The 17,305-nt window shown below is 64.3% G+C and carries 16 protein-coding genes; 6 read left to right on the plus strand and 10 right to left on the minus strand.

The genetic code is table 11. From position 1 onward, the window contains the following. Positions 1–3: 3 nt before the first annotated feature. The 6 genes from B6V76_RS08005 to B6V76_RS08030 all read right to left on the minus strand — a co-directional run bounded on the left by B6V76_RS08005 (position 4) and on the right by B6V76_RS08030 (position 6,607). Positions 4–846, minus strand: coding sequence for an SDR family NAD(P)-dependent oxidoreductase (locus B6V76_RS08005; protein ID WP_088727128.1), 843 nt, complete (start codon positions 844–846; stop codon positions 4–6). 43 nt (positions 847–889) lie between these two features. Beyond that, positions 890–1,915: a LacI family DNA-binding transcriptional regulator gene (locus B6V76_RS08010; RefSeq protein WP_075776412.1), complete on the minus strand. Its 1,026-nt coding sequence runs from the start codon at positions 1,913–1,915 to the stop codon at positions 890–892. Positions 1,916–2,035: 120 nt separating this feature from the next. After that, positions 2,036–2,929 carry an NAD(P)-dependent oxidoreductase gene (locus B6V76_RS08015; RefSeq protein ID WP_075776453.1) on the minus strand — a complete coding sequence of 298 codons (894 nt, stop codon included), beginning with the start codon at positions 2,927–2,929 and terminating at the stop codon, positions 2,036–2,038. 47 nt (positions 2,930–2,976) lie between these two features. Next, positions 2,977–4,479, minus strand: a complete 1,503-nt coding sequence (locus B6V76_RS08020; RefSeq protein ID WP_088727129.1) for a sugar ABC transporter ATP-binding protein — start codon at positions 4,477–4,479, stop codon at positions 2,977–2,979. 65 nt (positions 4,480–4,544) lie between these two features. Continuing rightward, positions 4,545–5,477 carry a sugar-binding protein gene (locus B6V76_RS08025; RefSeq protein WP_077701127.1) on the minus strand — a complete coding sequence of 311 codons (933 nt, stop codon included), beginning with the start codon at positions 5,475–5,477 and terminating at the stop codon, positions 4,545–4,547. 167 nt (positions 5,478–5,644) lie between these two features. Next, positions 5,645–6,607 carry an ABC transporter permease gene (locus B6V76_RS08030; RefSeq protein ID WP_088722052.1) on the minus strand — a complete coding sequence of 321 codons (963 nt, stop codon included), beginning with the start codon at positions 6,605–6,607 and terminating at the stop codon, positions 5,645–5,647. A gap of 466 nt (positions 6,608–7,073) precedes the next feature. Between B6V76_RS08030 and B6V76_RS08035 the strand changes: the two genes are divergently transcribed. Then, positions 7,074–7,718: an aspartate/glutamate racemase family protein gene (locus B6V76_RS08035; protein ID WP_233243009.1), complete on the plus strand. Its 645-nt coding sequence runs from the start codon at positions 7,074–7,076 to the stop codon at positions 7,716–7,718. 40 nt (positions 7,719–7,758) lie between these two features. Continuing rightward, entirely contained in the window at positions 7,759–8,814 is a 1,056-nt protein-coding gene (locus B6V76_RS08040; RefSeq protein ID WP_088727131.1) for an aldo/keto reductase, read from the plus strand. A gap of 19 nt (positions 8,815–8,833) precedes the next feature. On the opposite strand, the gene otnI is transcribed toward B6V76_RS08040, so the two are convergent. Together otnI and ltnD are read right to left on the minus strand one after the other, a co-directional pair. Continuing rightward, a complete protein-coding gene (gene otnI / locus B6V76_RS08045; protein WP_088727132.1) occupies positions 8,834–9,604 on the minus strand; it encodes a 2-oxo-tetronate isomerase in 771 nt (256 codons plus the stop codon). 3 nt (positions 9,605–9,607) lie between these two features. Beyond that, positions 9,608–10,534 (minus strand): L-threonate dehydrogenase, encoded by a 927-nt coding sequence (ltnD, locus tag B6V76_RS08050; protein WP_088727133.1) that lies wholly within the window; start codon positions 10,532–10,534, stop codon positions 9,608–9,610. Between the two features lie 198 nt (positions 10,535–10,732). Between ltnD and otnK the strand changes: the two genes are divergently transcribed. The 3 genes from otnK to B6V76_RS08065 are packed head-to-tail and all read left to right on the plus strand — an operon-like array spanning position 10,733 to position 13,574. Continuing rightward, the gene (gene otnK, locus B6V76_RS08055; RefSeq protein WP_088719233.1) at positions 10,733–12,010 is read left to right on the plus strand and encodes a 3-oxo-tetronate kinase; all 1,278 of its coding nucleotides are present in this window, start codon (positions 10,733–10,735) and stop codon (positions 12,008–12,010) included. Further along, positions 12,003–12,641 (plus strand): 3-oxo-tetronate 4-phosphate decarboxylase, encoded by a 639-nt coding sequence (gene otnC, locus B6V76_RS08060; protein ID WP_088719234.1) that lies wholly within the window; start codon positions 12,003–12,005, stop codon positions 12,639–12,641. The genes otnK and otnC overlap by 8 nt, the downstream gene beginning before the upstream one ends. 39 nt (positions 12,642–12,680) lie before the next feature. Then, positions 12,681–13,574, plus strand: coding sequence for an NAD(P)-dependent oxidoreductase (locus B6V76_RS08065; RefSeq protein WP_088727134.1), 894 nt, complete (start codon positions 12,681–12,683; stop codon positions 13,572–13,574). A gap of 381 nt (positions 13,575–13,955) precedes the next feature. On the opposite strand, the gene B6V76_RS08070 is transcribed toward B6V76_RS08065, so the two are convergent. Continuing rightward, the gene (locus B6V76_RS08070) at positions 13,956–14,876 is read right to left on the minus strand and encodes a DMT family transporter (protein WP_240497825.1); all 921 of its coding nucleotides are present in this window, start codon (positions 14,874–14,876) and stop codon (positions 13,956–13,958) included. A gap of 102 nt (positions 14,877–14,978) precedes the next feature. On the opposite strand from B6V76_RS08070, the gene B6V76_RS08075 reads away from it, so the two are divergent. Next, a complete protein-coding gene (locus tag B6V76_RS08075; protein WP_206184186.1) occupies positions 14,979–15,848 on the plus strand; it encodes a LysR family transcriptional regulator in 870 nt (289 codons plus the stop codon). Positions 15,849–15,947: 99 nt separating this feature from the next. On the opposite strand, the gene B6V76_RS08080 is transcribed toward B6V76_RS08075, so the two are convergent. Then, positions 15,948–17,303, minus strand: coding sequence for a TRAP transporter large permease subunit (locus tag B6V76_RS08080; RefSeq protein WP_075776423.1), 1,356 nt, complete (start codon positions 17,301–17,303; stop codon positions 15,948–15,950). Positions 17,304–17,305 lie beyond the last annotated feature (2 nt).

A 17,305-nucleotide genomic window follows, 5' to 3' on the forward strand; every position in this document is an offset into this window, starting at 1 on the left:
GCATCACGCCTTCAGCCACGCCTTGAAGGCGTCATCGTAGTCGGGATGCCAGCGCGACAGCGGCGGGCGGTTCTCGGTGATGTCGCCCGCCGCCCAGAGGATGCGCTTCACATCGGTCGCGCGGTCCACGTCGTTGTCGGGACACAGGATGTAGAAATCGCCGCGCTCGATCGCGTCAAAGAGGAATTCCACGACCTGTTCGGGCGTCCAGGCGCCAGCGGGTTTCTCGGTGCGCCCGCCCGCGGTCAGCGGCGTGTAGACGAAGCCCGGAATGAACAGCCGCGCCTCGACCTTGCAGTCCTCGCGGTTGCGCAATTCGTGCTGCAGCGCCTCGGTGAAGGCCTTCACGCCGGCTTTCGACACGTTATAGGCCGGATCGCCCGGAGGCGTGGTGATCCCCTGCTTGGAGCCGGTATTGACGATCAGGCCCGGCGTGCCCGACGCGATCATGCGCGGCGCGAAAATCTGGCTGCCACGAATGATCCCGCCCAGGTTCACCTCGAGGATGCGGTCCCAGTTGCCTCCCTCATCGAATATCGAACTGCCGGGCTGCATCCCCGCGTTGTTCATCAGCAGGTTGACCGGACCGAAGCGCGCCCAGACCTCGTCGGCGAGCGCCATGAGCTGCGCGCGGTCCGAGACGTCGGTCGCCAGCGTCATCACGTCCGCCTCCGCGGCACCCGCGGCGATCAGAGCGTCGGAGGCGGCGTCGAGCGCAGCCCCCGGCAGATCGGCGATGCAGACGCGCATGCCAAGCCCGGCGAGGTGGCAGGCGGCAGCGAGGCCGATACCCGAGGCCCCTCCGGTGACGACTGCGACATTGCCTTTGGCGAGAGCGGGATGCATGGCATTTCTCCTTTCAGTTCGGTGTCCGAGATCGGCGCGCGCTTCAGGCAGTCGCGCCGGCGAAGACCTCGAAATCAGTGTCGATGATAGTCGGCGCAGACGGGCGTTCTGGCGAGGCCAGAACTTCCTCGATCGCCTTCTTGCCGATCAGGAAACGGTTCGAGCGGACGGTCGAGAGCGGCTGGGGCAGTTCCTTGCCGATATCGAGACCGTTGAAGCCGAAGATGGCGAATTGGTCGGGCAGGCTGATGCTTTCGGCAAGGCAGTGGAAGACGCCGCCGACCGCCATGTCGTCGTTGGAATAGACCGCGACGTCGACCTGCGGGGCCGAAGCACGCAGGCGCGCTGTCTGTTCGCGACCCGTACCGACCGAGCTGGGCCCGTCATCGATCGCATGCGCCTCGATGGAGAGCCCCGCTTCGGACAGCGCCTCGCACAGCCCGTCATAGCGCAGCCGCGCGCGGCGGTCGGCCTCCCAGTCATGGCCGACATAGCCGAAATGGCGGTAGCCGCGTGAAATCAGGTGGCGACCGATGGCGTGGCCTGCACGGCGATGCGAGGTGCCCACCGCGATGTCGATCGGCGTGCTGTCGATATCCATCATCTCGACGACGCGGATATCACTCTGTTCTAGCATCTTGCGGGTCGCGTCGGTGTGGTCGAACCCGGCCAGCAGGATCGCGGCCGGCTTCCAGCTGAGGATGCCGCGCACCACAGCCTCTTCGCGGTCCACATTATAATCCGTGGTCGAGATCACCGGCTGCAGGTCACTTCCCTCGAGCCCGGCATGGACGCCCTGCAGGACTTCCGGGAAGACGATGTTGGAGAGCGACGGGATGACGACGCCGACGAGGAAGGAGTCGAGCGAGGCCAGCGAGCCAGCGATACGGTTGGGGACGTAGCCCATCGCGCGGACCGTCTCCATGACCTTCTCGCGGGTAGCTTCGGCGACGAGTCCCTTGTTGCGCATGATGCGAGAGACCGTCGACTCGCTGACATTGGCACGGCGCGCGACCTCGCGCACCGTGATCTTGCTTTTGCGGTCGGGCAATCGCTGCTTGGTCCCCATGACGCTTTCCTCCAATTCCTTTCGGGCAAGCCCGAGTCAATTACCCAGAAATGCACCTAGCGGCAGCGTTTTCAAAGGCCATACATGCATGGCGCGAAAACATCGCGGGGACCGTGGCGATCATACCTCCACGTATTTGCGCCACGGATGCGCTTCCTTGAAGCCCAGAACCTCGCGCGCCTTGCGGTTCGAGATCGGTGCCTCGTCGGCACCCATCTCACGGGTGATCGGCGTGTTCGGGCAGTATTTCTTCAAGAACTCGGTGGTCGGCATGTCGGCAGTGATCGTGTCGTTGACCGCGTTGAACACCTGATAGCCCAGACCGTCCTTCTCGATGCACAGATGCACGATCTCACCCAGATCGCGCGCGTCAATATAGCTCCAGGCGTTGCGTTTGCGGCTCATCGGGTTCTCGAGGAACCCCTTGAACATGCCGTATTCATGGGGCTCGATCACGTTGCCGATGCGCAGCGCGTAAATATCGGCGCCGTAGCGGGCGGCGAAGGCGCGGGCGGTCTTCTCGTTGCAGACCTTGGAGAGCCCGTAGCTGTCCATCGGATCGCTGTCGTAATCTTCCTCGAGCGGGAAGGAGTGGAAATCCTTGTCGCCCTCGGCGAAGCACACGCCATAGGTCGTCTCGGACGAGGCGATGATCACCTTGCGCACGCCGAGCTTCATCGCCGCCTCGATCACGTTGTAGGTGCTCATGACGTTGGCCTGATAGGTCACGTTGTCGGGCTCGATCAGCACGCGCGGGATCGCGGCGAAATGCACGACCGCATCGGGCGGCGACGGCGGCGCGCCCTTCTCGAACCCGCCGAAGTCGTGGTGGGTGGTCAGCGCGTTGAACACGGCGCCGCTGTCGGTCACGTCGGTGATCAGCGTGTTCACGCCCGGGACGTCGAGCGGCTTGAGGTCGACGTTGAGCACATCGTAGCCCTTGCTCAGCAGATGCGGCACCGCATGACGCCCTGCCTTGCCGGTTCCGCCTGTGAATACTACGCGCTTGGTCATTTCAATCTCCGTTTCGTTCATTCGCTTTTCGGTTCGGCGGGACGGCCTCAGCCGGTCGCCGCCAGCATCACGCTTTCCTGCGTGGCGTTCTCTCGGGTCAGTTCGCCGCTGATCTTCCCCTCCTTCAGCACGATCACACGGTCGCTGATCGCCAGAATCTCCGGCAGGTCCGACGAGACGACGATGATCGACATGCCCTCCTCGGCCATCTTGCCCAACAACGTGTGCACCTCGGCCTTGGCGCCGATGTCGATCCCGCGCGTCGGCTCGTCGACGATCAGAATCTGCGGACGGCGCGCGGCCCATTTCGCCAAGACGACCTTCTGCTGGTTGCCGCCCGACAGGTTGAGCACCTTCTGCTCGGGCGACGGCGTCTTGATGCCCAGCGCGCGGATATAATCCGCACAGGCCGCCGTTTCCTTGCGACGGTTCACGAAGTCGAAGCTGCAATAGTCACTCAGATGCGTCAGGGAAAAGTTCTCGCGCACCGACATGCCGAGGACAAGCCCTCGCGATTGCCGATCCTCGGTCACAAATCCGAGCCCATGCTCTATCGCGTCCGAGGGCGAGGAAATCCGCGCCGGTTTGCCGTTGATCGAAATCTCGCCGCTATGGGGGCGGCTGCCGAAAATCATCTCCATCACTTCGGTCCGTCCGGCACCGACCAGACCGAAGAAGCCCAGAACTTCGCCGCGATGCAGGTCGAAATCGACATCGCGCACGAACACACCTTCGTCCTTCACGCGCTTTTCGGTGAGATTGCGCACCGACATCAGAACCTCGTCGGTCGCGTGGGAGGTGTGATGGCCGAAAAGCTGGTCGAGCTCGCGATCCACCATCAGGCGCACCAGCAGGTCGCTCGTCATCTCGGAGACGGGCCGTGTATCGACGGTGCGACCGTCGCGCAGCACTGTGACGCGGTCGGCGATTTCGAAGATTTCCTCGAGCTTGTGCGAGATGAAGACGATACCGACACCCTGCTCGGCCAGTTTGCGCGACATGCGCAACAGCGTCGAGGCCTCGTGGTGGCTGAGCGACGCGGTCGGCTCGTCCATGATGATGAGTTTGGAATTGTAGGAGATGGCGCGGGCGATCTCGATCAGCTGTCTCTGGCCGATCGAAAGCGTGCCGACCATAGCTTCCGGGTCGATTTCCACGCCAAGCTCGTGCAGCACCGCGCGGGTGTCCGCATTCATCTTGGTGCGGTCGATCAGGCCGGTCGGCAATAGCGGCTCACGCGCGAGAAAGACGTTCTCGGCGACGGTGAGGTTATTCACCACTGCGAGTTCCTGGTAAATGATCGAGATGCCGAGCGACCGCGCATGGATCGGGTTCTTGATCACGACGGGTTCGCCCTCGACGCGGATCTCCCCTCCCGGATCGGCGCGCAGCACGCCTGTCATGATCTTCATCAGGGTGCTCTTGCCGGCGCCGTTTTCCCCTGCCAGCACATGCACCTCGCCGGAGTTGAGATGCAGGTCGACGTGGTCCAGCGCCTTCACCCCCGGAAAGGTCTTGGAAATGCTGATCATTTCGAGAAACGGTTTCATCGCGGCCTCAGGCTGAAGAATGTCGGGCGGGGCCACGCTTGGCCCCGCCCAGGTGTCGTCGGAGATTACTTGGTGTAGCTGTCGAGGTTGTCGGCAGTCACGACGGTCACACCGGTGTCGATGTTCTGCGGATCGGTCTCTTCACCCTTGATCTGGGCCACGAGATGCTCGACCGCCAGCTTGCCCATCGTGATCGGGCGCTGGACCATGATGCCGTCGATGAAGCCTTCCTTCACGCCCTTGATCGTGTCGGGCAGATCGTCGAACGCAAAGACCTTCAGCTTGCCTTTCTTGTCCGCGAACTCCTGCTGCGCGAGAACCTTCGCGACGGCCGGGCCGCCGACCTGGCTGATGCCGAAGATACCGGCGAGGTTCGGGTTTGCGCGCAGGAGCGCCTCGGTCACCGAAACGGCGCGGGCGAGGTCGTCCTCGGTGCCTTCGGTCGCGACCAGCTTGATGTCGGGATAGTCGGCCAGCGCTTCCTTCACGCCGTCGATCCGCTCGTTCAGGTTGGACGCACCAAGCTGACCGGTGACGATCGCCACCTCACCCTTGCCGCCGAGCGCTTCGGCCATGGACTTGCCCATGGTGACGCCCGCCTGCTTGTTGATCGTGCCGATATACATGCTGCGCGCGCTATTGGCGCTGTCGCTGTCGAAGGTGACGACCTTGATACCCGCATCGGTGGCCTGCTTGATGATGCCCTCGACCGATTTCGGCTCGTTGACCGAGATCCCGATCCCGTCGACGTGACGCGCCATCAGATCTTCGATGATCTTGACCTGCGTCGAACCCTGCGTGTTCGCCGGCACCACCCACTGGTAGTTCACGCCCAGCTCTTTCGCTGCCTCGGCCCCGCCGGTGTTGCAGTCGTCGAAGAACGGAACGGCCACCTTCGGCACGAGCGCCACGGTGATGTCCTGAGCATAGGACGCAGCCGCCCCCATACCGGTTGCCAGGGCCAGAACCGCCGCGGCGGCTTTCATTGCAATACGCATCTTCTCTCCTCCTCCAGACCCGACCACGCGCGGCAGGCCTCTATTGTTGATGCAGTTTCGGTTTTGCGCCCCGCACCGGGGCCTTCTTCGTCCGGATCTCGCGCCGCTCTCTCCTCTTCGAGACGCGGTCCGGCTTCTTGATCTTGTTGCTTTCCGGACTACGCGGCTCAGCCGCGGCCGCCCATCCGATTGCGCAGCACGTCCAGACTGACCGCGATCAGGATCACGCCGCCAGTAATGGCCTGCTGGGCATAGGTATTGATGTTGAGCAGCACGACGCCGTTGGCGATCTCGCCGATCAGGGCGGCCCCGATGACCGCGCCCAGCACCGAGCCGATACCGCCCGCAAGGCTGGCCCCGCCGATTGCGGCGGCGGCGATCACCTCAAGCTCCGAACCGAAGCCGGACGCCGGTTCCGCCGACAGGTAGCGCGAAAAGGCGATAACGCCGGCCAGCGCAGAGATTGTCGAGGACAGGACGTAGACCGCGAGCTTGACGCGCTGAACCTTCACCCCGCTCAGACGTGCCGCGTTCTCGTTGCCGCCCGTGGCATAGACGTGCCGACCGAAGCGGGTCCGGGTCATGATGACCGTAAAGACGAGCGTCAGAACGAGCAGGATGACCACCGGCACCGGCACCGGGCCGACATAGCCCTGCCCCAGAAAGCTGAAGCTCTCGGGAGTGTCTGGGGTCAACGGCACGCCGTGGGTAATCATATACATCAAGCCGCGCCCGATGCTCAGCGTGCCGAGCGTGGCGATGAAGGGCGGCAGGCCGATCGCGGTGATCAGCAGCCCGTTGGTCAACCCGAAGGCAAGCCCGACACCGAGCCCCGCGGCCACCGCCGCATATTGCGAGTAGCCCGCATCGAAGCAGAGCGCCGTGATCAGACCGGCGAGCCCCATCGCAGAGCCCACCGACAGATCAATCCCGCCGGTGATGATGACCATCACCATGCCGATGCTCATGATGGCGGTCAGCGAGAACGCCCGCGACACCCCCATCAGGTTCGACACGGTCAGGAAATACGGTGTGAACAAGCTGATCAGCAGCCCCATCAGGATCAACGCGATCAGAACGTTGAATTCACGCATGTGACGCAGTTGAAGCAATTGATGCAGGACTCGCATGGATTTCCTTTCCGATGGCGTGACCGAATTTTCCGACAGTGCCAAAACGCCCCTCCCTTCTCCGCGTCCCCGACCTTCCGCACGCACATCCGGCGCCGAACGCTTCGGCGGGGGCTGGCGGGTCGGACGGGGGTTCGCCCGAAATGCTAGCGCTGCCATTCCTCCTGTGACAGCGCTGTCATATTGCGAACCGCAAAGCCGTCTTGTCAATCAGCAAATAACAAAAACTTGTGTCAGGACAGGTGTCGGAAGGACGCGCCCTCCCATGCGGAACGTAGTTTCGAACCCGGTCAAAGCGTTTCAAACAAGGCGCTTGAGACATTCCGGCTTGTCATCGAAGCAGGTCCATGATGATACTCACGTATATGACAGCGCTGTCATATCTAGCAAGACGAGAGCGCGTCAACCGCAACAAAGGAGCCCGCGAATGCATCACGAAAGACACGAATCACCTCGCTCCCTTGCGATGATCCATACCGTCGCCGGGTTGATCCCGGAGCTTGAAGGCCTGGCGCAGGCTCACCTGCCCGACTGGAAAGTTTTCAACATGCTCGACGAGAGTCTTCTGCGCCTGACGATCCGCGACGGGTCGGTCAGTCCGATGACGGCGCGCCGCCTGACGGGCATGATCTGGTCGGCGGTCGATGCAGGGGCCGAGGCGGTTCTCGTGACCTGCTCCAGCCTCGGCGGCGCGGTCGAACGCATCGCACCGCTTTGCCCCGTGCCGCTGATGCGCATCGACGAGGGGATGGCACAGGAAGCGGTCGCAAAAGGCCGCCGCATCGGCGTGCTCGCGACGCTGCAATCGACATTGACGCCCACCGCCGAGCTGATCGAGCGCGTCAGCCGCGAGGCCGGGGCGGACAGCGCCATCACGAGCCAGGTCGTCGAGGGCGCCTTCGAGACGCTGCAATCGGGCGACCGCGAGGGGCACGATGCGCGGGTTGCCGAAGGCATCGCCCGGCTCGCCCGCGAAAACGACGTGGTGGTTCTGGCACAGGCCTCGATGGCGCGCGCGCTCCAACGGCTCGAAACGAGTGCGGATGATCCGCCAGTTCTGACCAGCCCGACCTTGGGCATCGCGCATGTCGCAAGACTTCTGGCGCGCTGATCGCGCCTGGACAAACGATACTCAAGAGGAGGAGATATAAATGAAATACAGAACCTTAGGACGATCTGGACTCAAGGTTTCGGTGCTCACGATGGGCACGTTCACGTTCGGGGGCGCAGGCGCTTTCAAGGCCGTCGGCGCCCAAGGCGTCAGCGAAGCGCGCAAGCTGGTCGACACCTGCATCGACGCCGGCATCAACCTCTACGACACCGCGAACATGTACTCGACCGGTCTTTCGGAAGAGATCCTTGGCGAAGTGCTCGACGGTCGGCGCGATGACGTGCTGATCTCCTCCAAGGCGCGGATGCGGATCGCCGATGGGCCGAATGACGAGGGCTTTTCGCGCTATCACCTGATCCGCGAATGCGAACGCTCGCTCAAGCGGCTGCGCACCGACCACATCGACATCTACCACATGCACGAATGGGACGGCGTGACCCCGATGGAGGAGATGGTCTCGGCGCTCGACACGCTCGTGCAACAGGGCAAGGTCCGCTACATCGCCTGCTCGAACTTCTCGGGCTGGCACATCATGAAGGCCCTCGGCGTCAGCGACCGGAGCCTGCGCGAGCGCTTCGTGGCGCAGCAGATCCACTACACGCTCGAGGCCCGCGAGGCGGAATACGAATTGCTGCCGATCTCGGTCGATCAGGGGCTGGGCGTGCTGGTCTGGAGCCCGCTCGCCGCCGGTCTGCTGTCGGGCAAGCATCGCCGAGGCAAGGACACCCCGGAAGGCTCGCGGCAATTCGCGGGCTGGACCGAGCCGCCGATCCGCGACGAGGAGAAGCTGTGGAACATCGTCGATGCGCTGGTCGAGATCGGTGACGCGCATGGGGTCTCGGCGGCGCAGGTCGCGCTGGCGTGGCTGCTGACGCGTCCCGCGATCAGCTCGCTGGTGATCGGCGGACGCAATGAACAGCAGTTCCGCGACAATTTCCGCGCAGTGGATCTGGAGCTGAGCGAGGACGAGCTGAAGCGCCTGCACGAGGTCAGCAAGCTGCCCGTGATCTATCCCTATTGGCACCAGCAGCAATTCGCCTCGGACCGGTTCAGCCCGGGCGACTGGGCGCTTCATCGCGATTACATCGAAAGCTGATAAGGGGCGCGCCTTCGTCTCAGGCGAAGGCGCGCATCCAGTCCAGACCATCCTCTGTCCGGCCTGCCGGGCGGTATTCGCAGCCCACGAACCCTTCATAGCCCAGTGCGTCCAGTTCGCGCAGAATGCGCGCGTCGTCGAGCTCGCCGGTTCCTGGCTCGTGCCGTTCCGGCACCGCGGCGATCTGAACATGCCCGATGATCGGCGCCATCTCCCGCAGCCCCATCAGCACGTCCCCGTGCAGAATCTGGCGGTGATAGATGTCGAATTGCAGCTTGAGATTGGGCAGCCCAAGCTCCGCGATCAGATCGGCAGCGAAGCTGAAATCATCCAGAAAATAGCCCGGCATGTCGCGCGGGTTGATCGGCTCGATCACGACATCGAGCCCCTGTGCCCCGGCCGCATCACAGACCCTCCGCAACGAGTCGCGATAGGCGGTCAGCGCGGTCACATCTTGGCGCGAGGCGAGCCCACTCATCACATGCACGCGCCCGACCCCGGTCGCCTCGGCATAGCGCAAAGCAGTGTCGATCGAGGCGCGGAATTCCTCGGCGCGATCCGGCAATGCGGCCAGCCCGCGATCACCCGCCTCCCAGTTGCCGGGCGGCAGATTGAAGAGCGCCTGCGTCAGGCCGTGCGCCCGCAGCCGCTCCGCGATCGCCTCGGGCGGGTGGTCGTAGGGAAAGAGATATTCGACCGCATCGAACCCGGCCTTTTTCGCCGCGGCGAAGCGGTCGGGAAACTCGTGCTCGGTGAACATCATCGTCAGGTTGGCGGCAAATCTGGGCATCGCTCAGCCCTCGCTTGCGGACGCTGCAGCAGGCAGCTCGAGCCCCGCGATATTCGCCAGCATCCGGGCGACAGAGGCATCGTCGTCGCGCCCCATCCCGGCCGCCGCCGTCATCACGAACATCTGCAGAGCCGTCCCGGCGATCGGCGTCGGGAATTTCAGGTCCCGCCCGATATCCGCCACGATTCCGAGATCCTTGGTGAAGATATCCACCGCGCTGCGCGGGCTGTAATCGCCCTCGAGGACATGCGGCACGCGGTTCTCGAACATCCACGAATTGCCCGCTGACGCGGTGATCACCTCGTAGACCTTCTCCAGGTCCAGATCCATCGCCTTGGCGAAGGTGATCGCCTCACAGGCCGCCGCGATATGCACCCCGGCGAGAAGTTGATTGACCACCTTGAAGGCCGCGCCCGTGCCTGCCTCCTCGCCAAGCTCGTAGACCTTGGCGGCGACACTATCGAGCGCCGGGCGAATGCGCGCAAAAGCCGCCGCCGGGCCCGAGCCCATGATCGTCAACTCACCGCTGGCGGCACGCTGAGCACCACCGCTGATCGGTGTATCGAGATAGGTCACGCCCGCCGCGGCGCAGCGCTTGGCGAAGACGCGCGCCAGATCGGGGGCCATCGTGGCGCAGGACATCACCACGCCGCCCCCGGACATGGTCGCGACGGCGCCGCCCGGTCCGAAAAGCACCTGCTCTGTCTGGTCGGCATTGACGACCACGGCGATCACCAGTTCCGCATCTTGCGCCCCCGTCGCAGGGTCGGCTGCAACCGCGCCGCCAAGCGCCGCAAAGCGCTCCATCGCATCGGCATTCACATCGACGCCCGTCACCGCGAACCCGTCTCGCAGCAAGCTCTCGGCCATGCCGAAGCCCATCGATCCCAGACCGATGACACAGACCTTCGTCTCTTGGGGTGACTTCATGCGGAATACCTCTCAATCGCCGATTTCTAGTCTCAACCTGCCCCCTTCCAGCGTCCGTCTTGCGCTTGCATTGCTGGAATGATAGCGTTGTCATTACATCGTTAGCCCGAGCCGCAACGGCTTTGCAAGGGCTATGTGAAATCGCCGCCCCGCGCCGTCGGGGCGATCGGCGATCTGTGGACCGAGGGAGGAATTTCCATGCTGATCGGAGCGGTCGCCGACGATATTACCGGCGCCACTGACCTGTGCCTGATGCTGTCACGCAGCGGGTTGAAGACGCGGCAGGTCATCGGCCTGCCGGGGCCGCAAATGGACCTGTCGGGCGCCGATGCGGTGGTGGTCGCGCTGAAGTCGCGCACCATTCCGGCAGGCGACGCGGTAGAACTGTCGCTGAAAGCGGCGAAAGCCCTGCGCGCGGCCGGGGCGCAACGCCTGATGTTCAAATATTGCTCGACCTTCGACTCCACCGACCACGGCAATATCGGGCCGGTCACCGAGGCCCTGATGGAGTTCACCGGCACGACCCTGACCATCGCCTGCCCCGCCTTCCCGGCGACCGGGCGCACGGTATACAAGGGCCACCTTTTCGTGGGCGACCGTCTGCTGTCGGAAAGCCCGCTCAAGGACCACCCGCTCACCCCGATGCGCGACCCCGATCTGGTGCGGGTTCTGGGGCGGCAGACGACGCTGAAAGTCGGCCTGATCGACGTCACGACGATCAGGCAGGGAGAGGCCGCGCTGCGCAAGGCCTTTGAGGCCGCCCGCGCGGCTGGCACCCGCGTCGTCGTCACCGACACGATCGACGAATCGGACTTGATGACGCTCGGCGCGGCCTGCGCGGAGATGCCGCTGATCACCGGCGGCTCGGGCATCGGTCTGGGCCTCGCCGCAGCGCTTCGCGACCAGAGCGACGCGCATAGCGCCCCGGATCGGATGCCAGCCCCGGAGGGCCGCAGCGCAATCCTCGCGGGCTCCTGCTCGGTCGCGACCCGCGGCCAGATCGCGGCCGCTCAGGCGGCAGGGCTGCCGAGTCTTGCGCTCGACGTGGAGGCGCTGACCGAAGGCCGACAGAGCGCGGATGAGATCGCCGATTGGGCCATCGCACAACCCGCCGACAGCACCCCCCTGATCTATTCCAGCGCCGATCCCGCGCAGCTCGGCAAGATCCAGTCCCGCCTGGGCCGTGACGCCTCCGGCGCGCTGGTCGAAGACACGCTGGCCGCAATCGCCGAACGCCTGCGCGACGCCGGGTTCACCCGGATGTTGATCGCGGGCGGCGAAACGTCGGGCGCGGTGACGACGGCGCTCGGTGTGCGCCTGCTCGACATCGGCCCCGAGATAGACCCCGGCGTGCCGTGGACGATGAGCCTCTCCGGCCCGCGCCTCGCGCTCGCGCTCAAATCAGGCAATTTCGGCGCCGAGGATTTCTTCCTCAAGGCGTGGGACCTGCTGGAGCCGGAGGCCGAACATGTCTGACGAAACGCGCCTGCGCGACCAGATCTGCACCATCGGGCGCTCGCTCTTCGATCGCGGCCTTACCGCCGGGTCTTCCGGCAATATCTCGGCGCGGCTGCCCGATGGCGGTTGGTTGATGACGCCCACCAATGCCTCGCTCGGCACACTCGATCCGGCCCGGATCTCCCTTTTCGACCGGGACGGCAACTTCGTCTCGGGCGACAAGCCAACCAAAGAGTCCTTCCTGCATTTCGCGATGTATGACGAGCGTCAGGAAGCGGGCGCGGTGATCCATCTGCACTCGACCCACTCGACGGCCGTCTCGATCCTGCGCGACATCGATCCCGAGGACGTGCTGCCGCCGCTCACGGCCTATCACGTGATGCGCGTGGGCAAGCTGCCGCTCGTGCCCTACTACGCGCCGGGCGATCCCGAACTGGCCGAGGCCGTACGCTCGCTCGCCAGCGCGCATCATTCGGTGCTGCTCGCCAATCACGGCCCTGTCGTCGCGGGCACCAGCCTGTCGAACGCGCAATATGCCGCCGAAGAGCTGGAGGAGACCTCCAAACTGTTCCTCGCCCTGCAGGGCCACGCGATCCGCCCGCTGACCCCGGCGCAGGTCGCCGACCTGCGGGAGCGCTTCAATCTCTGATCCGAATTTCACGACCTATCGACCCAAGCGGAGTATCCAATGACTAAGACCCAGGAAACCATCGGCTTCATCGGCACCGGCCTGATGGGCCACGGCATGGCCAAGAACATCGTCGAGAAAGGCTATCCGCTGACCGTGATCGCCCACCGCAACCGCAAGCCGATCGAGGACCTGGTCTCGCGCGGGGCGACCGAGGCGACCTCCTATGAAGACCTCGCGTCGCGCTCCTCGATCATCTTCCTGTGCCTCACCGGCGCGCCGGAAGCCGCCGAGGCGGTCGCAAAGCTGACGCCGGGCCTGAAAGAGGGCAGCGTCATCGTGGACTGCTCGACCGGCGAGCCGACCGTGACGATGAAGCTCGCAGAGGACATGCAAGAGATCGGCGTCGCCTATGCCGACGCGCCGCTCAGCCGCACCCCGAAAGAGGCCTGGGAAGGCACGCTCGATTGCATGGTCGGCGCGGATGAAGAGCTGTTCGCGCGCATCGAGCCCGTGATCGACACCTGGGCGGGCAAGATCGTACGCGTCGGCAGCCTTGGCGACGGCCACCGCATGAAGCTGCTCAACAACTTCATCTCGCTGGGCTATGCCGCGCTTTATTCCGAAGCCCTCGCACTGTCGCGCAAGGTGGGCATTCCGATCGAGCAGTTCGACAAGGTGATCCGGGGCGGCCGGATGGATTGCGGCTTCTACCAGACCTTCATGGGCTACGCGCTCGAGGGCAACCGCGAGGCGCACAAGTTCACCCTCGCCAACGCCTACAAGGATTTGCGCTACGTCGAGTCGATGGCGAATGCCGCCACTGTCGCAACCCCGCTCGCCAGCACGGCCAAGAACGCCTTCGCGATGGCAATGGCCACCGGCGGCGACGGCCCTGAAGATTACGTGCCGCATCTCGCGGATTTCGTTGCACGCGCGAACGGGCTCGACTGAGCCCACGCACCTCCCGGAAGCGACGGCTCAGCCCGGCCGGATATGGTCGGGCTGAGCCAGCTCATCGGGACGATCAACCGGGATAATCGCGCGTCATCTGCAGCGATCGGCTTCCGGCGGCATTGATCGGTTGGGCCTCGGCCCGCTCATTCGAATATCCGACCGAGAAAGATGCGCCTCGAGACCGATGTCGCGCAGGAGTGCAGGCGGGAGGTCTCGCGGGTCGGTGAAGCGGCGTCGTTTTCGGAGACGACACGCGAGACGCCAGAGCAGGTTCTTCATGGGACAGATGCTCTCTTGGGGGCGATCTGACGCCCCTCAGCCAGAGCCATGTTCCGGCCGAAGGCATCACGGAAGCTTCAAGTTCGCCTGAGGGCGCCCTCAGTTGCGACCGGGCAGACGAAGCCGGCCGCTTGCGAGCAACACGCCGAGGATGGCGACGAACACACCCAGAATCTGTTGCCAGCCGGGCATCCGCCCGAAGGCGATCGCGACGAGAAGCGCGGCGACAGGGACGAGGTTGAAGAGGACCGAGGTCGCGGCCGGCCCCCGCACCGAAATGCCGACCTGCCAGAACAGATAGGCCAGGACCGAGCCGCCCAGTGCCATGTAGAGAACCAGCAACTGGGTGACCGACCCAGACTGCACCAGTTCTTGCACAGGATTTCCGACGAACAGGGAGATCACCACGAGCCCGAACGCTCCGAAGACCATTGTCCAGGTCGCGGTTTCCACCGCAGATGCCTCGCGCACCCAACTGCGGCATCCGATGGAGTAGAGCGACCAGCCGATGCTGCCGATCAGGATGAGAATGTCGCCGCCGGAGAACCGCGTTCCCGAGAACGCTCCGACCGTCATCGCGACGCCGACGAAGCTCACGATCATTCCGACGATCGCGGTCCCTTTCGGCAGGCGTCTTTGAGCCAGCGCATCGAGCAGATTGGTCGTCAGCGGCGTCGTGCCCATGATCAGGGCAGCGGTGACCGGGCTCGAACTTTGCATCCCCAGAAACAGGGCGGCGTTGAAGCCCGTGACCCCGGCGACGCCGAGAACCGCGAAGGCGGGCCAGTTACGCTTGAGCACCTGAAAGTTGATCCCGCGCGAAACCCCGAGCCAGATCACGATCGCAACCGCTGCGATCGCGAAGCGGCTCGCGGCAGCGGTCCAGGGAGAGAGATATTCGAGAGCGACGCGGGTCGCCTCGAAATTGGTGCCCCAGAAGATTGCCGCCAGCGCGCTTAGGGAGAGCGCACTGCCGTCTGACATGGAGCGTTTCGCTGGAGGGAAGTCGATTGCGGACATGATGGCCTCATCCGATGGGAAGACGCCGGCTGTTTACGCTTTTCATTTTGGGAGGCGTAGAGATAATACTGGCAATCAGTTTTCCAAAATTGGAAGAAAGCTTTGCGGCTGAATTGGGATGACACGCGGATTTTCCTCGCTCTGGCGCGGACGGGTACCCTCTCCGGGGTCGCCCAGACCCTTGGCCTTGGGGTCGCGACGGTATCGCGCCGCGTCGATCGGCTGGAGCAAGCGCTCGGCGTGCCTCTCTTTCTGCGCCACCAGAGCGGCTACCGTCTGACCGATCAGGGCGAGGCGCTCTTGCCGCGTGCAGAAGAAGCGGAGCAGGCGATACAGGGCTTTTCTCAAGGCGCGGGGGCGGAGGCCGAAGTGGCGGGCCTCGTGCGTCTGGCAAGCTTCGAGACCATCGTCGCGCCCATTATCGTGCCGGCGCTCGCGCCGTTGCTGGCAAGACATTCCGGGCTCGATGTGGAAATCCTTTTCAGTGCCGCAGTCGTCAATCTCCATCGTCGCGACGCCGACCTGGCGCTGCGGTTGTTGCGCCCAGAACATGGTCACCTTCTGGTGCGTCAAGTGGGCGTTCTGGGGGTGGGCCTTTACGGACCGCCGAGCGGGGCCCGACCCGAGCGTTTCGTGACCTTCCCCTTTCCCGAGGAGAGCGGGGTGAAGCTGCAGGTCGAGTGGGCCCGTGCCTTCGGGGCGGACCAAGCGCCGCGCCTGGCGGTCAACACCTTGGCGGGACAGATCGAGGCGGTGGCGCGCGGCGTGGGCGTGGGCGTGCTGCCGCACCTTCTTGCCCGCGAGGCAGGGCTCAGGCTCTTGGCGGATCGGCTCCCCAACGGATCTGCGATGGAGCGTCCGATCTACATGGCAATCCACGCCGATCTCGCGGCATCGCGCAGGGTTCGGGCGGTGGCCGATACGCTCATCCAAGCCCTCGAGGCCCGTCGCGCCGAGCTGGCAGAACCGTGAGTGCTCATGCGATCCGGAAATCGCGGCAGATCAGCCAGAATGAAAAGCCCCGCGACGCGGCGCGGGGCTTCTCGTGTGTCCTAGACTAGATGCGAGTGATCAACCGTAGACCAGTTTCGGCAGCCAGATGATGATCTCCGGGAAGAACATGCACAGCAGCAGCCCCACCACCTGAAGCGCGAGAAACGGCAGCGCCGAGCGGAAGATGTCGCCCATCGGAATTTCCGGCGGCGCCACCCCGCGCAGATAGAACAGCGCGTAGCCGAAGGGCGGCGAGAGGAAGCTCATCTGCATGTTCACGAGGTAGAGCACCCCGAACCACAGCACGAGATCGTCGGGATCGCTCAGCCCGAAGGCCTCGGCCCCAAGCGCCTTCACGATCGGCACGAAGATCGGCACGCAGAGCAGCAGGATGCCGACCCAGTCGAGGAACATCCCGAGAATGATCAGCACGAGCTGCATGATGATCAGGATGCCCCACGGCCCGAGCCCGGTCGCCTCCAGCGCGTTCTGCACGAATTGCTGTCCTCCCTCGAGCACATAGAGCCCGACGAAGATCGTCGCCCCGAACATGATCCAGATGACCATCGCCGAGGCCTTGAGCGTCGTGATCGCGGCCTCGCGGATCGTCTGCCAGTCGAGCTTGCGGTGGATGGCGGCCACGATGATCGCGCCGAAAGTGCCGATGCCCGCGGCTTCCACCGGGGTCGCGACGCCGGTGAAGATCACGCCCAGCACGATCACGATCAGCGAGATCGGCGCCGACATGTTGCTCATCAGGCGGATCTTCTCGCGGCCCGTGATACGTTCTTCCGGCGGGATCGGCGGTCCCATCTCGGGGTTGATCGCACAGCGGATCAGCACGTAAGCCACATACATGCCCGACAGGAGAAGGCCGGGGATTACCGCACCGATGAACAACTCGCCCACCGATTGCTCGGCCACGACCGCGTAGATGATCGCAAGGATCGACGGCGGGATCAGGATCCCGAGCGTGCCGCCCGCCATGATAGAGCCCATCGCGATCTTGGCATTGTATCCGCGATCGAGCATCGCCGGCAGCGCGATGATCCCCATCGTCACCACCGCAGCCCCGATCACGCCCACCATCGCGGCAAGCACCGTCGAGGCAATGATGGTGGCCGCGGCCAGACCGCCGCGCACACCGCCCAGCACCTTGTAGATGACGTCGAACATCTCGTTGATGATCCCTGCCCTCTCCAGCATTGACGCCATGAAGATGAACAAGGGGATCGCCGAGAGCTGGTAGTTCGTCATCAGCGGGAAGATGCGGCTCGGCACGATATTGAGCGCGCGTTCGTCGCCCAGCACGAACAGGAAGACACAGGCCAGACCGCCCGTGACGAAGGCCAGTGGAAGCCCTGCCATCAGCAGGACGACCAGCGAGCCGAACATGATGAGTGTCAGCCACTCAATTCCAATCTCAAGTCCCATGT

The sequence above is a fragment of the Thioclava sp. IC9 genome (assembly GCF_002213225.1).
GTDB lineage: Bacteria > Pseudomonadota > Alphaproteobacteria > Rhodobacterales > Rhodobacteraceae > Thioclava > Thioclava nitratireducens.